Below are 16,376 nucleotides of genomic sequence, written 5' to 3'. Positions count from 1 at the left end.
TAGGGGCGTTGCCGCTGCTCGCCGTGACGTTTATGGATCACTCCAAGGTGGAGCCGCTGGAATTACGGCGGTGCAGAGATCAACGAAAGGGATAATATGGCCAAGGAAGCCACCCGCGTTCGCCGCCGCGAACGCAAGAATATCACGTCGGGCGTAGCTCACGTCAATTCAACCTTCAACAATACGATGATCACCATCACTGACGCGCAGGGCAATGCCATTGCCTGGTCGTCTGCTGGTGCCAAGGGCTTCAAGGGTTCGCGCAAGTCGACCCCGTTCGCGGCTCAGATCGCTGCCGAAGACTGCGCCAAGAAGGCTCAGGAGCATGGCATGAAGTCGCTGGAAGTCGAAGTTTGCGGTCCGGGCTCCGGCCGTGAATCGGCTCTGCGCGCTCTGCAGGCTGCCGGCTTCATGATCACCTCGATCCGCGATGTGACCCCGATCCCGCACAACGGCTGCCGCCCGCGTAAGAAGCGCCGCGTCTGATCGTCGGAATGGAAGGGGCTGCCGAAGGGCGGCCTCTCTCGTGAACTCGGGCATAGCCGCCTGATCCTCTCTCGGAGGTTCGGCGGCTTTACCCATATAGCCGATGAACATCTCTGTTCCTCTCGGTGTTCCTCATGCTCGGTTGCCACGATTGAATGGTGGCAACGAACGGAAGGTATTTAGTCATGATCCAGAAGAACTGGCAGGAACTGATCAAGCCGAACAAGGTGGAATTCTCCTCCTCCGGCCGTACCAAGGCAACGCTGGTTGCCGAACCCCTGGAGCGCGGCTTCGGTCTGACGCTCGGCAACGCGCTTCGCCGCGTGCTTCTGTCGTCTCTGCGCGGTGCTGCTGTTACCGCAGTGCAGATCGACGGCGTATTGCATGAGTTCTCCTCCATCCCGGGCGTCCGGGAAGATGTGACGGACATCGTGCTCAACATCAAGGAAATCGCCATCAAGATGGATGGCGACGATGCCAAGCGCATGGTTGTGCGCAAGCAGGGCCCAGGCGCTGTCACCGCCGGCGACATTCAGACGGTCGGCGATATTGAGATCCTGAACCCCGACCACGTGATCTGCACACTCGACGAGGGCGCAGAAATCCGCATGGAGTTCACGGTCAACAACGGCAAGGGCTATGTCCCGGCCGATCGCAACCGCGCGGAAGACGCTCCGATCGGGCTTATCCCGGTCGACAGCCTCTATTCCCCGGTCAAGAAGGTGTCCTACAAGGTGGAAAACACCCGTGAAGGACAGGTTCTCGACTATGACAAGCTGACCATGACGATCGAAACTGACGGCTCGGTCACAGGCGAAGACGCTGTTGCCTTCGCCGCCCGGATCCTTCAGGACCAGCTCGGCGTGTTCGTCAATTTCGACGAACCGCAGAAGGAAGCCGAAGAAGAATCCGTCACCGAGTTGGCGTTCAACCCGGCGCTCCTCAAGAAGGTGGACGAACTGGAACTCTCTGTCCGTTCGGCCAACTGCCTGAAGAACGACAACATCGTTTATATCGGCGACCTCATCCAGAAGACCGAGGCGGAAATGCTGCGCACTCCGAATTTCGGTCGCAAGTCGCTGAACGAGATCAAGGAAGTTCTGGCATCCATGGGCCTCCATCTTGGTATGGAAGTTCCCGCCTGGCCGCCGGAAAATATCGAAGATCTCGCCAAGCGCTACGAAGACCAGTACTGAAATTAGCAAAGGCAGGTTTTGACTGCCTTTCCCCGTCAAACAGCAGGCACCTTGTCCAAAGATCCGGATGTCTGTATGTGCCAGGAAACGGCAGGCCCTAAGAAGAGTGGGTCCCTGCATTAAAGGAGAATAGCCATGCGCCACGGAGTAGCCGGCCGCAAGCTCAATCGTACCGCAAGCCACCGCAAGGCGATGTTCGCCAACATGGCGGCTTCGCTCATCACTCACGAGCAGATCGTGACGACCCTGCCGAAGGCGAAGGAAATCCGTCCGATCGTCGAAAAGCTCGTCACCCTCGGCAAGCGCGGCGACCTGCACGCTCGCCGCCAGGCGATCTCGCAGATCCAGGATCAGGACGCCGTCAAGAAGCTGTTCGACGCCATTGCCTCGCGTTACGCAACCCGCAACGGCGGTTACCTGCGTATCATGAAGGCTGGCTTCCGCCAGGGCGACAACGCTGCCATGGCCGTCATCGAGTTCGTCGAGCGCGATGTCGACGCCAAGGGCGCAGCCGACAAGGCTCGTGTTGCTGCTGAAGCAGAAGCTGCCGAAGCCGCATAATCCTGTCCGCATAGTCGGAATTTAGAAAAAGCCGGGTGGCAACGCCCGGCTTTTCTGCGTCAGCACTGACGTTGTTGTGCCGATGTTTGAGCTGCATCAATGAACGGCGTTTCCCATCGGTGTTCAATACTAGTATCTGCGCTTCCTCCCCCAAGGGCGCAGCAGGGCCGATTTCCCGCGGTCCGAAGAAAGGCCGGGCGCGAGCCCGGCCTTTGCCATTATCGGGACAACCATTTCGCCGGTGAGGCCCAGTCTTTGCATCGGATGGGCGCTCGCATCATGTCGCCGGCGGTTGCTGGTCTGCCGTCGGCGGTCCGGACCAGGAGGGTGGCCAGCGATCGAAGTCCCTCGCCATCCAGATCGCCTCTCCCTGAAGGGCGAACAACGCGTAACGCGGGGGATCCGGCCAACCGAACCAGTCGCGCTCCCGGGCGATCCACTGTTTGCCGTCAAATTGTGCGGTGGCGATTGTGACGTCGCCGAAACGTTGGATTTGCGGATGGCGTCCTATCCGGTCCTCATCGGCCGGCGTCGGCTTGAACCAGGAAATGGCACTCCGCCGACTTTGCCGGAAACGCCACCACCAAAGCAAGTCTATCCACCAGCCCTGGCCCAGACCGTCGGGGTCGAGGACCGCTGTCGGCTCCACTTGGTTACCGGCATTTCTTCCCATCGCGGGATAGTCGTCACGGCCCCGTGAAACGTCAACTCTGTCGTATTCCTCCGTTTAACGTGCTGGCCGTAAGGCAGGCTTGCCGCGCCTCCAGTTGAGAACCGGTCGCCGCAGCGGGCGGTAAGCGAGCAACAGGACGACGAGCGCAACGTGGATGAACGGCACCAGTGTAACCGATTTGACCGCGAGCACATAGTGGAACGCACCGCCGGCCGCGATCAGGTAGACGAGCTTGTGAAGCTTGTTCCAGCCCTGCTGGAGCTTACGGATAGACCAGTTGTTGGAGGTGAGTGCGAGCGGGAGGAGGAGCAGGAGGCAAGCAAATCCGATGGTGATGTAAGGCCTCTTCGCAATGTCGCCGCCGACCGCCCCGAGGTCGAGCCTGAGGTCGAGCAGTGCATAGACCGAAAAATGCATCAGGACGTAATAGAAGGCGAGAAGCCCAAGTGCGCGCCGGTAGCGGATCCAGTTGATGCCGGCGAGATCGCGCAGCGGGGTGATCGCGAGCGTCGCGATGATGAAGCGCAGCGCCCAGATGCCAAGGAGATGCTCGAATTCCTTGACGGGGTTGAAGCCCAGCCCGCCGGTGGCCGCCAGGTAGAAATACCAGGCGGCGGGACAGAGTCCGATCACATAGAGCATCCAGATGCTGGCGGAGTGATATCGGCGGGGCAGGGTGGGGAGGACCGCCATTCTCAATAGTTCGCCTTGAGGTCGAGGCCTGCATAGAGGCTTGCCACCTGCTCTGCATAGCCGTTGAACGGCAGGGTCGGCCGGCGCCCTGCGCCGAAGAAGCCGCCTTCGCCGATCCGCTGTTCGGTCGCCTGACTCCACCGGGGGTGGTCGACCGCCGGATTGACGTTGGAATAGAAGCCGTATTCACGCGCATTGGCGTTCTTCCAGGTCGTCTGCGGCTGCTGTTCGACCAGCGAGATCTTGACGATCGATTTGATGCTCTTGAAGCCATATTTCCATGGCACGACGAGACGGATCGGGGCACCGTTTTGGTTCGGCAGCGTTTCGCCATAGAGGCCGACCGCAAGAATAGTCAGGGGATGCCGGGCTTCGTCAAGCCGCAGGCCTTCGATATAGGGCCAGGGCAGAGGTTGGAAGAAGCCTTTCTGGCCGGGCATCTCCTCCGGCCGCACGACCGTTTCGAAAGCGACATATTTGGCGCTGCCGAGCGGTTCCACCTGATCGAGCAGGGCCGAAAGAGGGAAGCCGATCCAGGGAATGACCATCGACCAGCCTTCGACGCAGCGCATCCGATAGGTGCGGTCTTCGAGCGGTATCTTCATGAGTTCTTCGAGACCGAACTCCTTCGGCTTGCCGACCAAGCCGTCGACCTTGACGGTCCACGGGGTCGGCTTGAATTCCCCTGCATTCTGCGACGGATCCTCCTTGTTGACGCCGAATTCGTAGAAATTGTTGTAGGCGGTCACGGCTTCCTTGGGCGTCAGTGGTTCGTCCACTTTGAAAGCGCTGGGCGAGGCGGTAAGTGGTGCCGCCAGCGCACCGCCGGTGCCGCCGATGAGGAGGCCGGCAGCCGCCGTCCCCATGAAGCTTCGGCGGGACATGTAGATCTCGCGCGGTGTGATTTCCGAGGCCGGAATATGCGGCGGACGATGGGCGGACATGACGAAATCTCCTCTCAAGGCACAGGTGCCTTTTCTTCCTATACGTAACGCGGAACGGAAAGGTTTCACAGCATCGCAAAGATTGCGGCGGACCACGTTTGCGTGAGGAAACGATCGCTTTCGGTATGGAAAAGGCATGCCGGGAACCCCATCTCCGGTTTAAGGGTTCTCACCGTAGGGTGACAAAGCCTGCGATAGGAGATGGCGGATGACGACACGCAGCTGGGACGCGAGGACGGACGGCGAATTCACCGATCGCGCAGAACATCTGCGGCGCCTGCGCCGATTGGCGGCGATCGCGCGGCTGATGGATACGGCAATCCGCATTCCCGGGACCGGAATCCGCTTCGGCGCGGATTCGGTCCTCGGCCTCGTTCCACTCGTCGGCGATGCCGGCGGCGCCCTGGTCGGTCTTTATATCGTCAATGAAGCCCGCAGGCTCGGCCTGCCGCCGGCGAAGCTCGCGCGGATGCTCGGCAATGTCGCAGCCGATTCCATCCTCGGCAGCGTGCCTCTGGCGGGCGATGTCTTCGACCTCTTCTTCAAGTCGCATCGCCGGAACCTGCATGTGATCCTCGATCACTTCGGCATACATCCGGACGAGCTTCGGCAGAGATAGGCTAGCGGGCAACCGTACCGCTTTGGCCTGTCATGATAGTGACACTCATTGCCCTTTGCGGTAGGAAAGCCGCAAAACTAAGGGTTTTTGCGCGGCCGCCGGGAAAGCGGTAGACTGTTGCACACCCGAAAGACATCGAGGACAACACCATGCCTGCTTATCGCTCCAGAACCACGACCCATGGCCGCAACATGGCTGGCGCGCGCGGGCTCTGGCGTGCCACCGGGATGAAAGACAGCGATTTCGGCAAACCGATCATCGCCGTCGTCAACTCCTTCACCCAGTTCGTCCCAGGCCATGTGCATCTCAAGGATCTCGGCCAGCTCGTCGCCCGCGAGATAGAGGCTGCCGGAGGCGTCGCCAAGGAATTCAACACGATCGCCGTCGATGACGGCATCGCCATGGGCCACGACGGTATGCTCTATTCGCTGCCGTCGCGCGAAATCATCGCCGACTCGGTGGAATACATGGTCAATGCCCACTGCGCCGACGCCATGGTCTGCATTTCCAACTGCGACAAGATCACCCCCGGCATGCTGAATGCCGCCATGCGCCTCAACATTCCGGCGGTCTTCGTGTCCGGCGGCCCGATGGAAGCCGGCAAGGTTGTCCTGCATGGCAAGACTGTAGCGCTGGACCTGGTCGACGCGATGGTTGCCGCCGCCGACGAGGCTGTTTCCGACGCTGATGTCCAGGCGATCGAACGTTCGGCCTGTCCGACCTGCGGCTCGTGCTCCGGCATGTTCACCGCCAATTCCATGAACTGCCTGACCGAAGCGCTCGGCCTGTCGCTGCCGGGCAACGGCTCCACGCTCGCCACCCATTCCGACCGCAAGCGCCTTTTCGTCGAAGCCGGCCATTTGATCGTCGATCTCGCCCGCCGCTACTACGAACAGGAGGACGAAAGCGTTCTGCCGCGTTCGATCGCCACCAAGGAGGCTTTCGAAAACGCCATGTCGCTCGACATCGCCATGGGCGGTTCGACCAATACCGTGCTGCATATTCTCGCCGCTGCCTATGAAGGCGGCATCGACTTCGGCATGGAGGATATTGACCGGCTGTCGCGCAAGGTTCCGTGCCTCTCCAAGGTCGCACCGGCCAAGAGCGACGTGCATATGGAGGACGTCCACCGCGCCGGCGGCATCATGCGCATTCTGGGCGAACTGGATCGCGGAGGCCTGCTCAATCGCGACTGCGGCACGGTCCATGCGACCACGCTGGGAGATGCGATCGACCGCTGGGATATCACCCGCACTAACAGCGAAACGGTGCGCGAGTTCTTCCGCGCGGCACCTGGCGGCGTCCCCACCCAGGTCGCCTTCAGCCAGTCCTCGCGCTGGGACGATCTGGATGCCGACGGCGAGAAGGGCGTCATCCGCTCGGTCGAACATCCGTTCTCGAAGGATGGGGGGCTTGCAGTCCTTTACGGCAATATTGCCTTGGACGGCTGCATCGTGAAGACCGCCGGTGTCGACGAGAGCATCTTGAAGTTCAGCGGCCCGGCCGTCGTTTTCGAAAGCCAGGACGCCGCGGTAAAAGGTATTCTCGGCAATGAGGTGAAGGCAGGCGACGTCGTCGTCATCCGTTACGAAGGGCCAAAGGGCGGACCGGGCATGCAGGAAATGCTCTATCCGACGAGCTACCTGAAGTCGAAGGGGCTCGGCAAGGCTTGCGCGCTGATCACCGACGGCCGCTTTTCGGGCGGTACGTCCGGCCTTTCGATCGGCCATGCTTCGCCGGAAGCCGCCCAGGGTGGCGCGATCGGTCTGGTCCGTCAGGGGGACATCATCGAGATCGACATTCCGAACCGCACCATCCATCTTGCGGTTTCCGATGCCGAACTTGCCGCCCGCCGCCATGAGCAGGAAGCGCTTGGCTGGAAGCCGGCGGTTCCCCGCAAGCGCAACGTCACGACCGCGCTGAAAGCCTATGCCGCCTTCGCCGCCAGCGCCGATAAGGGCGCCGTGCGGATATTGCCTGAATAGGAGATTGAAGCTGGGTCGTCGTCACAGCGGCCTGCTCAAGTTCCTGTAGGCTTCGTCGAGCTGCTTCATCCGCTCGGCATAGGCGGTTCGGATGCATTCGATGTCTTCGCCGCAGGACTGACGCTTCTTGAGCCAGGCGCTCTGTTCCTCTTGAAGCTTGTCGCGGTTGCCCATGGGCAGCAGGTTTACGAGAATGTCGAAGGTGGTCACCATCTTCACGTCCGCGTCGTTGAGCGACCTCGTATCGCAGATCACCTTTTCATCTACCGCGAGATTGGCGCGGTCGCAGTCGAAGCTTGCCGCGGAGGCTGTCGGCGCCGCCCACAAGGCAAAGCCGATAAAAAGCCCGGCCGGCGCGGTTGCGATCGAAATATATCTCATGCTTGCACTCCTGATGCTGACTGGAGAAATCCAGGAACGTTCCACAACACCAAAGGATGCGCTAAAGCCGGACAACAAGGACGGAGGTCTCTCGCCGGACGCCATGGCTTCCGCTGCGGCAGGCTTTATATAGTACCGGGTAACCTTACCGTTTCCGCCGATCTCTCCGTGATTCGGCCACCTTTCTTTTCCAGCCTTCCGCGCTACAAATCGAACGGGTTTCATAAAGTGAGGAATCACATGCTGAGCGTTTTCAAACGCGTTTCGACCGGCCTTTTCGTCCTGGCGCTTCTATGTCCTGTCCCGGCAATGGCGCAGGAACAGAAGACGGTTCCGCAAAGCCGCCAGGAGATGCAGCTTTCCTTCGCGCCTCTGGTCAAGCAGAGGGCGGGTGCCGTCGTGAATGTCTACGCCGAGCGGGTCGTGCAGCGCGTCAATCCGTTTGCGGGCGATCCCTTCTTCGAGCAGTTCTTCGGACAGCGCATGCCGAACCGCACAGAGAAGCAGTCGTCCCTCGGTTCGGGCGTCATTCTTTCGGCAGATGGTCTGGTGGTGACCAATAACCACGTCATCGAAGGCGCCGACGACATCAAGATCGCGCTCGCCGACGGCCGCGAGTTCGCCTGCGACGTGATGCTGAAGGACGAAAGGGTCGATCTGGCCGTGCTGCGCATCAAGGCGAAGGAGCAGTTCCCGGTTCTGCCGGTCGCCGATTCCGACCACGTGGAGGTCGGCGATCTGGTGCTGGCCATTGGCAACCCGTTCGGCGTCGGTCAAACCGTCACGAGCGGCATCGTTTCGGCACTGGCACGCAACCAGGTCACCACGGGCGATTTCGGGTTCTTTATTCAGACCGACGCGTCCATCAACCCCGGCAACTCCGGCGGCGCGCTGATAAACATGAACGGCGAACTGATCGGGATCAATACGGCCATCTTCTCCCGCGGCGGCGGCTCGAACGGCGTCGGTTTTGCAATCCCCGCCAATCTCGTCAAAGTGTTCCTTGCTTCGGCCGCCGAAGGAAAGACCAGCTTCGAGCGGCCTTATGTCGGCGCGACATTCGATGCCGTCACCTCCGATGTCGCCGAAGCCCTTGGACTGAAGACGGCCCGTGGCGCTCTGGTGGTGCGCCTGGTCGAAGGCGGACCCGCCGATCGGGCCGGCTTGAAACCGGGCGAGGTGGTGACCGCCGTCAACGGCATCGCCGTCGAACATCCGGATGCGCTGGGCTACCGTCTGACGACGGCAGGACTCGGCAAGCAGGCGATGCTTGATGTCCAGACTGCGGACGGCCACCGGCAGGTGACGATCGCCCTCAACACCGCTCCGGAGACCACGCCGCCGGATGATCGCCTGCTCGAAGGCCGTCATCCCTTCGCGGGCCTGCATGTCGCCAATCTTTCGCCGAAACTTGCGACGGAACTTCGCATCCCGGCAGAAAAGGCGGGTGTCGTCGTCACGGATGTGGCGCGCGGCTCGCCTGCTGCCCGTTACGGCTTCGAGCCAGGTGATATCGTGATCTCTCTGAACGGCACGACCGTCACCTCGACCAAGGCTCTGGAAGGCATGCTGGATGAGGATCCTGGGTTCTGGCGGGTCGAGATCGAGCGCAAGGGCCAGCGTATCCGGCAGTTCTTCAGATGAGCGGCGATCTTTTCGCGTCGCGGGTTCCAGACGAGGTCGCCAGCCGGCGGCCTCTCGCGGATCGTCTGCGGCCGAAGACGCTGGATGAGGTGACGGGCCAGCCGCATCTGACGGGTGATGACGGCGTCCTGCGCCGGATGATCGCTTCGGGCTCGCTCGGTTCGATGATTTTCTGGGGACCTCCGGGAACGGGCAAGACGACGGTGGCGCGGCTGCTCTCGGGAGAGGCGGGGCTCGCCTTCGAACAGATTTCCGCGATCTTTTCCGGCGTGGCGGACCTGAAAAAGGTCTTCGAGGCGGCGCGGATGCGCCGCATGGACGGCCGGCAGACTCTGCTCTTTGTTGATGAGATCCATCGCTTCAATCGTGCCCAGCAGGACAGTTTTCTGCCGGTCATGGAAGATGGCACGGTCATTCTCGTTGGCGCGACGACGGAAAATCCAAGCTTCGAGCTGAATGCGGCTCTCCTGTCGCGCGCCAGGGTTCTGACCTTCCGGCCGCATGACGAAGAGAGCCTGATGGAACTGCTGCAGCGCGCCGAGCAGGTGGAGGGAAGACCGCTGCCGCTCGATCCAGATGCGCGGGCCAGCCTGATCCGCATGGCCGACGGAGATGGCCGAGCGGTGCTGACACTGGCCGAAGAGGTCTGGCGGGCAGCGCGGGAAGGAGAGGTATTCGATACCGAAGGCCTCATCCGGATCGTTCAACGTCGTGCTCCCGTTTATGACAAGGCTCAGGACGGTCACTACAACCTCATTTCGGCACTGCATAAATCGGTGCGTGGTTCGGATCCCGATGCCGCACTTTATTATCTGGCTCGCATGTTCGATGCCGGCGAGGACCCGCTTTATCTTGGGCGCCGCTTAGTCAGGATGGCGGTGGAAGATATCGGCCTAGCCGATCCCCAGGCGCTGGTCATCTGCAATGCCGCCAAGGATGCTTACGACTATCTTGGTTCGCCGGAGGGAGAGTTGGCCCTCGCCGAGGCCTGCGTCTATCTGGCGACCGCACCGAAATCGAACGCGGTCTACACGGCGTTCAAGGCGGCAACCCGCGCTGCAAAGGAAAATGGCTCGCTTCTGCCGCCGAAACATATCCTCAATGCGCCGACAAAGCTCATGAAAGGCGAGGGATATGGAGAAGGCTATCGCTACGACCACGACGAGCCGGACGCCTTTTCCGGTCAGGACTATTTTCCGGAAAAGATGGGGCGGCAAACGTTCTACGACCCTCCGGAACGAGGTTTCGAGCGCGAGATCAGAAAAAGGCTCGACTGGTGGGCCAAGCTTCGCAAGGAGCGGAATGCCGGGTGATTTTCGCAGAGGCGATCAGGATGCCTGCTTGTGAGTGGCAGCCGCTCCCGGCGCGGCGACAAGTTTGACGGAAGAGTCAGCCAGGCCGTGATGGCCTTCCATATCGACCACCAGATGCCAATGGCCGTTTTCCGGGATGACAAGCCGGATCGGCGATTTCTTGGCGATGCCGCCCACATATTTAAAATCCAGCTTCTCTGTGAAGCGCTGGAAGTTGACGGCGGTCAGCAGCCGCACGTTGTTGACCGCGTTCAACGTCACTTCGATCACGGTACCTGCCCGCTGCAGTTTCAGATCGTAGTGGGTAAAACGGAAGCCGGGAGCGGTCATCACTGCCTCGCTGATGCCAATATGGAAAGTTTGACTATTCTAATGTACCGCCCTTAACGAATTATGGAACCTCGCGGTTACTTATGGGTTAGTCCCGTGAACTTCGAACTCGCAGGCGATCCAGTAATATGTCGCCGGGAGTTCAACAAGGCGGCTTTCGTCCCCTGCAGCCGCCGTAAAACAACAATAATATTTGACCTCCGACTGAATATCCCGTCGTCTCCTCGCGGCGGGATTTCTTTTTGCGCGATTTTTTGTCGGCGCCTGTCGGCTTTCTTTCCGCTTCCCCGTCCTTGGGGCATCATCAAATGATCCTTAGAGGAGGAAGCCATGTCGAGCAGGATATTTGCGGTTGTAATTGCTGCCATCGCTGCATCGGTCACGCCGACCGTTGTCAAGGCGGAACAATCCGCGCCCTCGGTGAACCAACCGGTAGCGACCGAACCCTCCAGGAAGGGCCATATCGAGACGGGTGGCATTCGCTATTATTATGAGATCCGGGGTGAGGGCGAACCGCTCCTCCTTCTGCACGGCGGTCTCGGCTCGATCGATATGTTTGCCCCGGTCATGCCCATGCTCACTGGACACCGTCAGGTGATCGGCGTCGATCTTCAGGGGCACGGCCGCACGCCGCTCGGCAAGCGGCCTATTTCTCTGGAAGCCATGGGCGCCGACATGGGCAAACTGGTTTCCGAACTCGGTTACAAGCAGGTCGACGTGCTGGGTTATTCCATGGGCGGCGGCGTCGCGCTCCAGATGGCGGCTCAATCGCCGGATAAGGTGCGGAGGCTCGTGATAGCGTCCGCTCCCTTCGCGAGGAAAGGCTTCTTCCCCGAGATGATTCCGCAGCAGGAATCGGTTGGGGCTGGCATGGCGGAGATGATGAAGGACACGCCGATGTTCATCTCCTACAAGGCCGTTGCGCCGGACGTTTCGGAATTCCCAAGGCTGCTTGACGCGATGGGCGATCTGATGCGCCGTGATTATGACTATTCCGATGCGATCCCGAAGCTGACGATGCCGGTCATGCTGGTTTTCGGCGACAGCGATATGGTTCGCCCGGAACATATCGTGGAGTTTTATCAAAAGCTTGGCGGCGGTCTGAGGGATGCCGGATGGATGCGGGAAAACATGTCGAAGTACCGGCTGGCGATCCTGCCCGACCTGACGCACTACGAGGCCTTTGCGTCTCCCGCCATGACCGCGACCGTGCTGCCATTTCTCGACGGCAAGAGCAATGCTCCCAACTGGGCAGAGCAGGTCAAGAAGTGATCGTTTCGCCCAAGAAGATGCCGGTAAGCGCTGGCATCTTCAATGGCTTTCAGACGCTTGCCGGCGTTTTCGGATTCACATCCTCAATACGATGAATCAATCTCTTAGGTTCTCGTGGTCGAGCTGAGTGGTGAGCGCCAGCACCGTCTCGCAGGTCGGCGTGGCGACGCCGGTAAGTTTTCCGAGTGCAACGACCATGCCGGTCAGCGGGCCGATTTCGAGAGGTTTGCCGGCGATCAAATCCTGAAGCATCGAGGTTTTCACCGGGCCGAAGCCGCCGGAACGGTTCAACTGTTCATCGACGCTGCCGTTGAAGACCGCGCCAAGCGCTTCGCCAACCGCTCTCGTTTCGGTCATGACCTTGCTGATCTGCTCGACGAGGAGCCTATTCTCCATCATCCTGTCCATCCGGGCACGGGTAAGCGCGCTGATCGGATTGTAGGCGGCATTCCCCATCAGCTTCGTCCAGATCGCATCACGGATGCGTTGTGTCGGCACGATCGTGATGCCGGCGCGGCCGAGAAGTTCGGAGACGGACACAAGGTCTTGTGAAAGCTCGCCCGAAGGCTCGCCGAGGAAGAAACGACCGTCCCCGTAGAGGCGGACCATGCCGGGCTCAACCACTTCTCCGCCCTGATAGGCGACGCAACCGATCACCCGTTCGGGTCCGACGAGCCGCCAGAGCTTGCCATCGGGGTCAAGCTCCGGCAATTGGCGTTCCGCGTGGCCGCTTTCCTCATCCCGGTGGAAGTACCACCAGGGAATGCCGTTGACGACCGGCACGATGCGTGTTCCGTCCTTGAGCAGACTGGCAAGGCCTTCGGCCGCATCCGCGAGCTGATGGCCCTTCATGCCGGTGATGACGAGATCTTGTTTCGGCAGTTCCTTGGGATCGCTGGTGGCGGCAAGCCTGACGTTGAGCGAACCTCCTTCACCGGTCTTCACCACGGTGAGGCCGTTTTCCTGGATCGCCGCCAGATGTGCACCGCGGGCGATGACCGAAACATTGACCTCGTCGCCAAGCGTGTTTGCGAGCTTTGCGGCAAAGGCTCCGCCGAGGGCGCCGGCGCCATAGATGCAGATATTCCTGATCGCCATGAGCTTTCTGTCTCCGCTTGCGTGCAATGCGGTAGATCTAGGGCATCCTGACGGAGCAGGCGAACGAGTTTTTGTGATGGGTCAATGCGTCAAATCGCCAGGCAGCAGTTCTGTCCGGCGCAGTTCATCGATGGCCGCGACGGCATCTTCGACCGACCATCCGGCCTTGACTGCGGCGGCGACCATTTTGATCTCGGCTTCTTCTTCGAGCGCCAGGAAGAGCGGCTCGAGCGCCTCCTGCACGGTAAGAATATGTTCATCCGGGGATGGGACGGACGCGCGTGCGGCAGACGTAGGCATGATACGCGATGCTCCTCTCTCGTTTTCTCATTTTTGTGATCAGACTCTTCACAATAATCGGATGCGCAAAATGTTCCGTGTGCATGTGGAAAATTCTCGGTTTTCCGCCGCTCCGTTTCAGAGCTTGTTCTTTCGCCAAGCCTCTGCCTTGTTGCACAGCTAAAATACATGTGATTCGGACGGCCGACGGGGCCGCTCGGGCGGCGGAGCCGATGCCAAGGAGATTGCGATGACGGACGGCAAGAAATACCAGATTACCGAGATGCGGCCGAAGATCACCGTGATCGGCGTCGGTGGCGGTGGCGGCAATGCGATCAACAACATGATTGCGGAAGAGCTCGAAGGGGTCGATTTCGTTGCCGCCAATACGGATGCTCAGGTGCTTGCCACCTCCAAGGCCTCCCGCCGCATCCAGCTTGGCGCACATGTGACGGAAGGGCTCGGGGCGGGGTCGCTGCCGGAGATTGGCCGGGCGGCCGCCGAAGAGTCGATCGACGAGATCATGGATCACCTTTCCGGTTCGCATATGTGCTTCGTAACGGCCGGCATGGGCGGCGGCACGGGCACGGGTGCTGCACCGGTGATCGCCCAGGCGGCACGCAGTGCCGGCATCCTGACGGTCGGCGTCGTGACGAAACCCTTCACCTTCGAAGGCAATCGCCGCATGAAGACGGCAGAAGCCGGCATCGAGGAACTGCGCCGGGCAGCCGATACGGTGATCGTCATCCCGAACCAGAACCTCTTCCGCATCGCCGACGCCAAGACGACCTTCGCCGACGCCTTTATGACCGCCGACCGAGTCCTGTTCGCAGGCGTCGGCTGCATCACCGACCTGATCGTCAAGGAAGGCCTGATCAATCTCGACTTCGCCGACGTGAAGTCGGTGATGAAGGGCATGGGCCGGGCAATGATGGGCACGGGCGAAGCTTCCGGTGACGGACGCGCTCTGCTTGCCGCGGAAGGCGCGATCGCCAACCCGCTGCTCGACGACATCTCGATGAAGGGTGCCAAGGGCGTGCTCATATCGATCTCCGGCGGTTCCGATATGACGCTTTTCGAAGTGGACGAGGCGGCGAGCCGCATCCGCGACGAAGTCATGGACGACGCCGATATCGTCGTCGGCGCAATCTTCGACCGCAATCTGGACGGCAAGTTCCGCGTCTCGGTCGTGGCGACCGGCCTCGACGGCGATCAGGCGGGCGCAGCCGCCGGGGCTCCGGCCGACCTGCAGGCCATGCCCCGCACGCTGCAGTAAGCTGCTCGAACCGACGCAGTAACGCCCTCCGGGAACCTTTCGGAGGGCGTTGTCGTCTTTGATCTTGAGCGCTCAGAAGCGGGAGGCGACCAGCAGGTCTTCCTCCTCATCGCGTTGCCGGCCGCCGAGTGCCGCGGCTGCAGAGGAGATAAACGCGCCGACGAGCAATGAAAGAGATCCGACAAGGGCCGTCGTTGCTGCCGCCTTGCGGGCTTCGTCGGTTGCCTGCTGGGCGGCCACCTTGGCATCTTCGATCCTTTTCAGGACGGAATCGACACGGGCACGGGCTTCCTCCGGCGAGAGGCCGGTGCGGGCGGAGACGATGGTGGCAAGATAAGCCTTGTCATCTTCCGGAACGCCGCCTTGAACGGCTCCATTCACGAGAATGCGCGAGACCTCGGCAGTTGCTGCCGTATTATCGGTTTCCGCACGCTGCTGCGCCTGCTGCGGACGCAGCAACGCATCGGTGAAATAGGAGGTCGCGGCATTGGTATCCGCGTCATCCGCAGACGATGCCGCCGCTGCGGAACCGGCAACACCGGCGGTCGCTGCCGCAGTTCCGACGGCCTGAGCCCCGGCGCCCGCCAGCGAGGTCACCGACGAGGCGAGGAAGCCGGCTACGAAGATCGTCGCCAATGCCCAGGAAACGAAGCCATGCGCGGTATCCCGGAAGAAGACTTCATCCGTATGGACCGCCGCCCATTTGGTCCTGAGCCTCCCGGTCAGATAGCCGCCGAGCGCGGCCGACAGCCATTGTACGACCACTAGCCAAATTGCGGCGGTGACGCCGACCGTTGCAGCCGAACTGCTTTCCCCCGACCAGGGCGAGACCATGGTCAGGCCAAGGCCGGAGCCGAAAAGGATGAGGATGAGGCTGATGCCGGTTGCCGCAACCGCACCGCCGATGATCGGACCCCAGGCAATTGCGGATTTTGACGACTCGACCGGAGTTAGCGCCGTGGAGCCTGTCGATGAAATTGGCATTTCCGTCTCCTCAGCGCATGAAGAGGACGAGAAGGATGACGATCGGCAGCGGAATGCCGAGGAGCCAGAGCAGAATACCGCGTCCCATGGTGAATCTCCTGTAATATCATGGTTTGTCTATCGAAGTGCCCTTTCAACACGCCGGTGCTCCTTTTGGTTCCTGGGGTCGGGGTTTTTCCCGCGCCTGCCGCGCCCGTTTCTTCCCCGGCCAGTCTGTGCACCAATTTTCGCCATGCCGACGGACCGGACCTGGCTTAGCCATCCCGGGGACGAAGGGTGGTCGGACGGGGCGCTGGGAGCTGCCTCGTAAGTTAGTTTATAGGTGACACCTCTCAGCGCCCCGTTCAGCGGTTTTTATCCGCGACTTCGATCTCTCTGCCGTGGCCTTTCCGGATGGTGTTCGTCTGACCTCTGGCGCTCGTCCGGACCAACTTACCGGCAAGGGCAACCAGGAACCGCCGCCGGACTTCCGGATCCTCGGATTAAATCCGAGGAAGCGGACGGACTTCAAATAGTCCGGCGAAACCATCCTTCGGACCACCATGTGTGCCGCACAGGCACGCCCGGCGCGCTGTTTCGGGCATCAAGAGACGAGGGCCGGTCCGTAACCCTTCATCTCTCCCCGTGTCGCCGGAGGGAGAC

At 61.0% G+C, this 16,376-nt stretch carries 17 protein-coding genes; 9 read left to right on the top strand and 8 right to left on the bottom strand.

Going from position 1 to position 16,376, the window contains the following annotated elements; translation table 11 throughout:
• Positions 1-96 precede the first annotated feature (96 nt).
• The 3 genes from rpsK to rplQ all read left to right on the top strand — a co-directional run bounded on the left by rpsK (position 97) and on the right by rplQ (position 2,243).
• Positions 97-486, top strand: a complete 390-nt coding sequence (gene rpsK, locus EDE05_RS23465) for a 30S ribosomal protein S11 (RefSeq protein ID WP_007766864.1) — start codon at positions 97-99, stop codon at positions 484-486.
• Between the two features lie 185 nt (positions 487-671).
• Positions 672-1,682 (top strand): DNA-directed RNA polymerase subunit alpha, encoded by a 1,011-nt coding sequence (locus tag EDE05_RS23460; protein ID WP_105374417.1) that lies wholly within the window; start codon positions 672-674, stop codon positions 1,680-1,682.
• A 135-nt stretch (positions 1,683-1,817) separates the two neighbouring features.
• Entirely contained in the window at positions 1,818-2,243 is a 426-nt protein-coding gene (gene rplQ, locus EDE05_RS23455; protein WP_038585860.1) for a 50S ribosomal protein L17, read from the top strand.
• Between the two features lie 277 nt (positions 2,244-2,520).
• Here the strand turns inward: rplQ and EDE05_RS23450 are convergent, their stop codons facing one another.
• The 3 genes from EDE05_RS23450 to msrP form a co-directional block, all read right to left on the bottom strand.
• Positions 2,521-2,892: a hypothetical protein gene (locus EDE05_RS23450; protein ID WP_245505224.1), complete on the bottom strand. Its 372-nt coding sequence runs from the start codon at positions 2,890-2,892 to the stop codon at positions 2,521-2,523.
• 78 nt (positions 2,893-2,970) lie between these two features.
• Positions 2,971-3,609, bottom strand: coding sequence for a protein-methionine-sulfoxide reductase heme-binding subunit MsrQ (gene msrQ, locus EDE05_RS23445; protein ID WP_132413043.1), 639 nt, complete (start codon positions 3,607-3,609; stop codon positions 2,971-2,973).
• A 2-nt stretch (positions 3,610-3,611) separates the two neighbouring features.
• Complete coding sequence (gene msrP, locus EDE05_RS23440) at positions 3,612-4,553, bottom strand: protein-methionine-sulfoxide reductase catalytic subunit MsrP (protein ID WP_112796699.1); 942 nt, start codon at positions 4,551-4,553, stop codon at positions 3,612-3,614.
• 208 nt (positions 4,554-4,761) lie between these two features.
• Between msrP and EDE05_RS23435 the strand changes: the two genes are divergently transcribed.
• Together EDE05_RS23435 and ilvD are read left to right on the top strand one after the other, a co-directional pair.
• A complete protein-coding gene (locus EDE05_RS23435; RefSeq protein ID WP_112796702.1) occupies positions 4,762-5,172 on the top strand; it encodes a DUF4112 domain-containing protein in 411 nt (136 codons plus the stop codon).
• Positions 5,173-5,321: 149 nt separating this feature from the next.
• Positions 5,322-7,157, top strand: a complete 1,836-nt coding sequence (ilvD, locus tag EDE05_RS23430; protein WP_112796704.1) for a dihydroxy-acid dehydratase — start codon at positions 5,322-5,324, stop codon at positions 7,155-7,157.
• 21 nt (positions 7,158-7,178) lie between these two features.
• Here ilvD and EDE05_RS23425 read toward each other — a convergent pair whose 3' ends face one another.
• Positions 7,179-7,538 carry a hypothetical protein gene (locus EDE05_RS23425; protein WP_207914883.1) on the bottom strand — a complete coding sequence of 120 codons (360 nt, stop codon included), beginning with the start codon at positions 7,536-7,538 and terminating at the stop codon, positions 7,179-7,181.
• Between the two features lie 240 nt (positions 7,539-7,778).
• On the opposite strand from EDE05_RS23425, the gene EDE05_RS23420 reads away from it, so the two are divergent.
• Positions 7,779-9,182: a DegQ family serine endoprotease gene (locus tag EDE05_RS23420; protein WP_112796706.1), complete on the top strand. Its 1,404-nt coding sequence runs from the start codon at positions 7,779-7,781 to the stop codon at positions 9,180-9,182.
• The gene (locus EDE05_RS23415; protein WP_105374425.1) at positions 9,179-10,495 is read left to right on the top strand and encodes a replication-associated recombination protein A; all 1,317 of its coding nucleotides are present in this window, start codon (positions 9,179-9,181) and stop codon (positions 10,493-10,495) included. Before EDE05_RS23420 ends, EDE05_RS23415 begins: the two co-directional genes overlap by 4 nt.
• 15 nt (positions 10,496-10,510) lie before the next feature.
• Here the strand turns inward: EDE05_RS23415 and EDE05_RS23410 are convergent, their stop codons facing one another.
• Complete coding sequence (locus EDE05_RS23410; protein WP_105374426.1) at positions 10,511-10,825, bottom strand: DUF1883 domain-containing protein; 315 nt, start codon at positions 10,823-10,825, stop codon at positions 10,511-10,513.
• Positions 10,826-11,155: 330 nt separating this feature from the next.
• Here EDE05_RS23410 and EDE05_RS23405 point away from each other — a divergent pair, with 330 nt between their 5' ends.
• Positions 11,156-12,097, top strand: coding sequence for an alpha/beta hydrolase (locus EDE05_RS23405; RefSeq protein ID WP_132413041.1), 942 nt, complete (start codon positions 11,156-11,158; stop codon positions 12,095-12,097).
• A gap of 96 nt (positions 12,098-12,193) precedes the next feature.
• On the opposite strand, the gene EDE05_RS23400 is transcribed toward EDE05_RS23405, so the two are convergent.
• Together EDE05_RS23400 and EDE05_RS23395 are read right to left on the bottom strand one after the other, a co-directional pair.
• Positions 12,194-13,195 (bottom strand): 2-dehydropantoate 2-reductase, encoded by a 1,002-nt coding sequence (locus tag EDE05_RS23400; RefSeq protein WP_132413039.1) that lies wholly within the window; start codon positions 13,193-13,195, stop codon positions 12,194-12,196.
• A gap of 81 nt (positions 13,196-13,276) precedes the next feature.
• Positions 13,277-13,495 (bottom strand): hypothetical protein, encoded by a 219-nt coding sequence (locus EDE05_RS23395; protein WP_112796712.1) that lies wholly within the window; start codon positions 13,493-13,495, stop codon positions 13,277-13,279.
• 229 nt (positions 13,496-13,724) lie between these two features.
• On the opposite strand from EDE05_RS23395, the gene ftsZ reads away from it, so the two are divergent.
• Entirely contained in the window at positions 13,725-14,750 is a 1,026-nt protein-coding gene (ftsZ, locus tag EDE05_RS23390) for a cell division protein FtsZ (protein ID WP_105374430.1), read from the top strand.
• Between the two features lie 72 nt (positions 14,751-14,822).
• Here ftsZ and EDE05_RS23385 read toward each other — a convergent pair whose 3' ends face one another.
• Positions 14,823-15,734 (bottom strand): hypothetical protein, encoded by a 912-nt coding sequence (locus tag EDE05_RS23385; RefSeq protein WP_132413037.1) that lies wholly within the window; start codon positions 15,732-15,734, stop codon positions 14,823-14,825.
• Between the last annotated feature and the right edge of the window lie 642 nt (positions 15,735-16,376).

This window comes from Neorhizobium sp. R1-B (assembly GCF_004368875.1).
GTDB classification, from domain to species: domain Bacteria; phylum Pseudomonadota; class Alphaproteobacteria; order Rhizobiales; family Rhizobiaceae; genus Neorhizobium; species Neorhizobium huautlense.
This window is presented reverse-complemented; position numbering and strand designations above follow the sequence as displayed.

Excerpts from the sequence above, each read along its gene's own strand:
- rpsK (WP_007766864.1), top strand. The coding sequence starts at position 97 with ATGGCCAAGGAAGCCACCCGCGTTCGCCGCCGCGAACGCAAGAATATC.
- EDE05_RS23460 (WP_105374417.1), top strand. The coding sequence starts at position 672 with ATGATCCAGAAGAACTGGCAGGAACTGATCAAGCCGAACAAGGTGGAA.
- rplQ (WP_038585860.1), top strand. The coding sequence starts at position 1,818 with ATGCGCCACGGAGTAGCCGGCCGCAAGCTCAATCGTACCGCAAGCCAC.
- msrQ (WP_132413043.1), bottom strand. The coding sequence starts at position 3,609 with ATGGCGGTCCTCCCCACCCTGCCCCGCCGATATCACTCCGCCAGCATC.
- msrP (WP_112796699.1), bottom strand. The coding sequence starts at position 4,553 with ATGTCCGCCCATCGTCCGCCGCATATTCCGGCCTCGGAAATCACACCG.
- EDE05_RS23435 (WP_112796702.1), top strand. The coding sequence starts at position 4,762 with ATGACGACACGCAGCTGGGACGCGAGGACGGACGGCGAATTCACCGAT.
- ilvD (WP_112796704.1), top strand. The coding sequence starts at position 5,322 with ATGCCTGCTTATCGCTCCAGAACCACGACCCATGGCCGCAACATGGCT.
- EDE05_RS23425 (WP_207914883.1), bottom strand. The coding sequence starts at position 7,538 with ATGAGATATATTTCGATCGCAACCGCGCCGGCCGGGCTTTTTATCGGC.
- EDE05_RS23420 (WP_112796706.1), top strand. The coding sequence starts at position 7,779 with ATGCTGAGCGTTTTCAAACGCGTTTCGACCGGCCTTTTCGTCCTGGCG.
- EDE05_RS23415 (WP_105374425.1), top strand. The coding sequence starts at position 9,179 with ATGAGCGGCGATCTTTTCGCGTCGCGGGTTCCAGACGAGGTCGCCAGC.
- EDE05_RS23410 (WP_105374426.1), bottom strand. The coding sequence starts at position 10,825 with ATGACCGCTCCCGGCTTCCGTTTTACCCACTACGATCTGAAACTGCAG.
- EDE05_RS23405 (WP_132413041.1), top strand. The coding sequence starts at position 11,156 with ATGTCGAGCAGGATATTTGCGGTTGTAATTGCTGCCATCGCTGCATCG.
- EDE05_RS23400 (WP_132413039.1), bottom strand. The coding sequence starts at position 13,195 with ATGGCGATCAGGAATATCTGCATCTATGGCGCCGGCGCCCTCGGCGGA.
- EDE05_RS23395 (WP_112796712.1), bottom strand. The coding sequence starts at position 13,495 with ATGCCTACGTCTGCCGCACGCGCGTCCGTCCCATCCCCGGATGAACAT.
- ftsZ (WP_105374430.1), top strand. The coding sequence starts at position 13,725 with ATGACGGACGGCAAGAAATACCAGATTACCGAGATGCGGCCGAAGATC.
- EDE05_RS23385 (WP_132413037.1), bottom strand. The coding sequence starts at position 15,734 with ATGCCAATTTCATCGACAGGCTCCACGGCGCTAACTCCGGTCGAGTCG.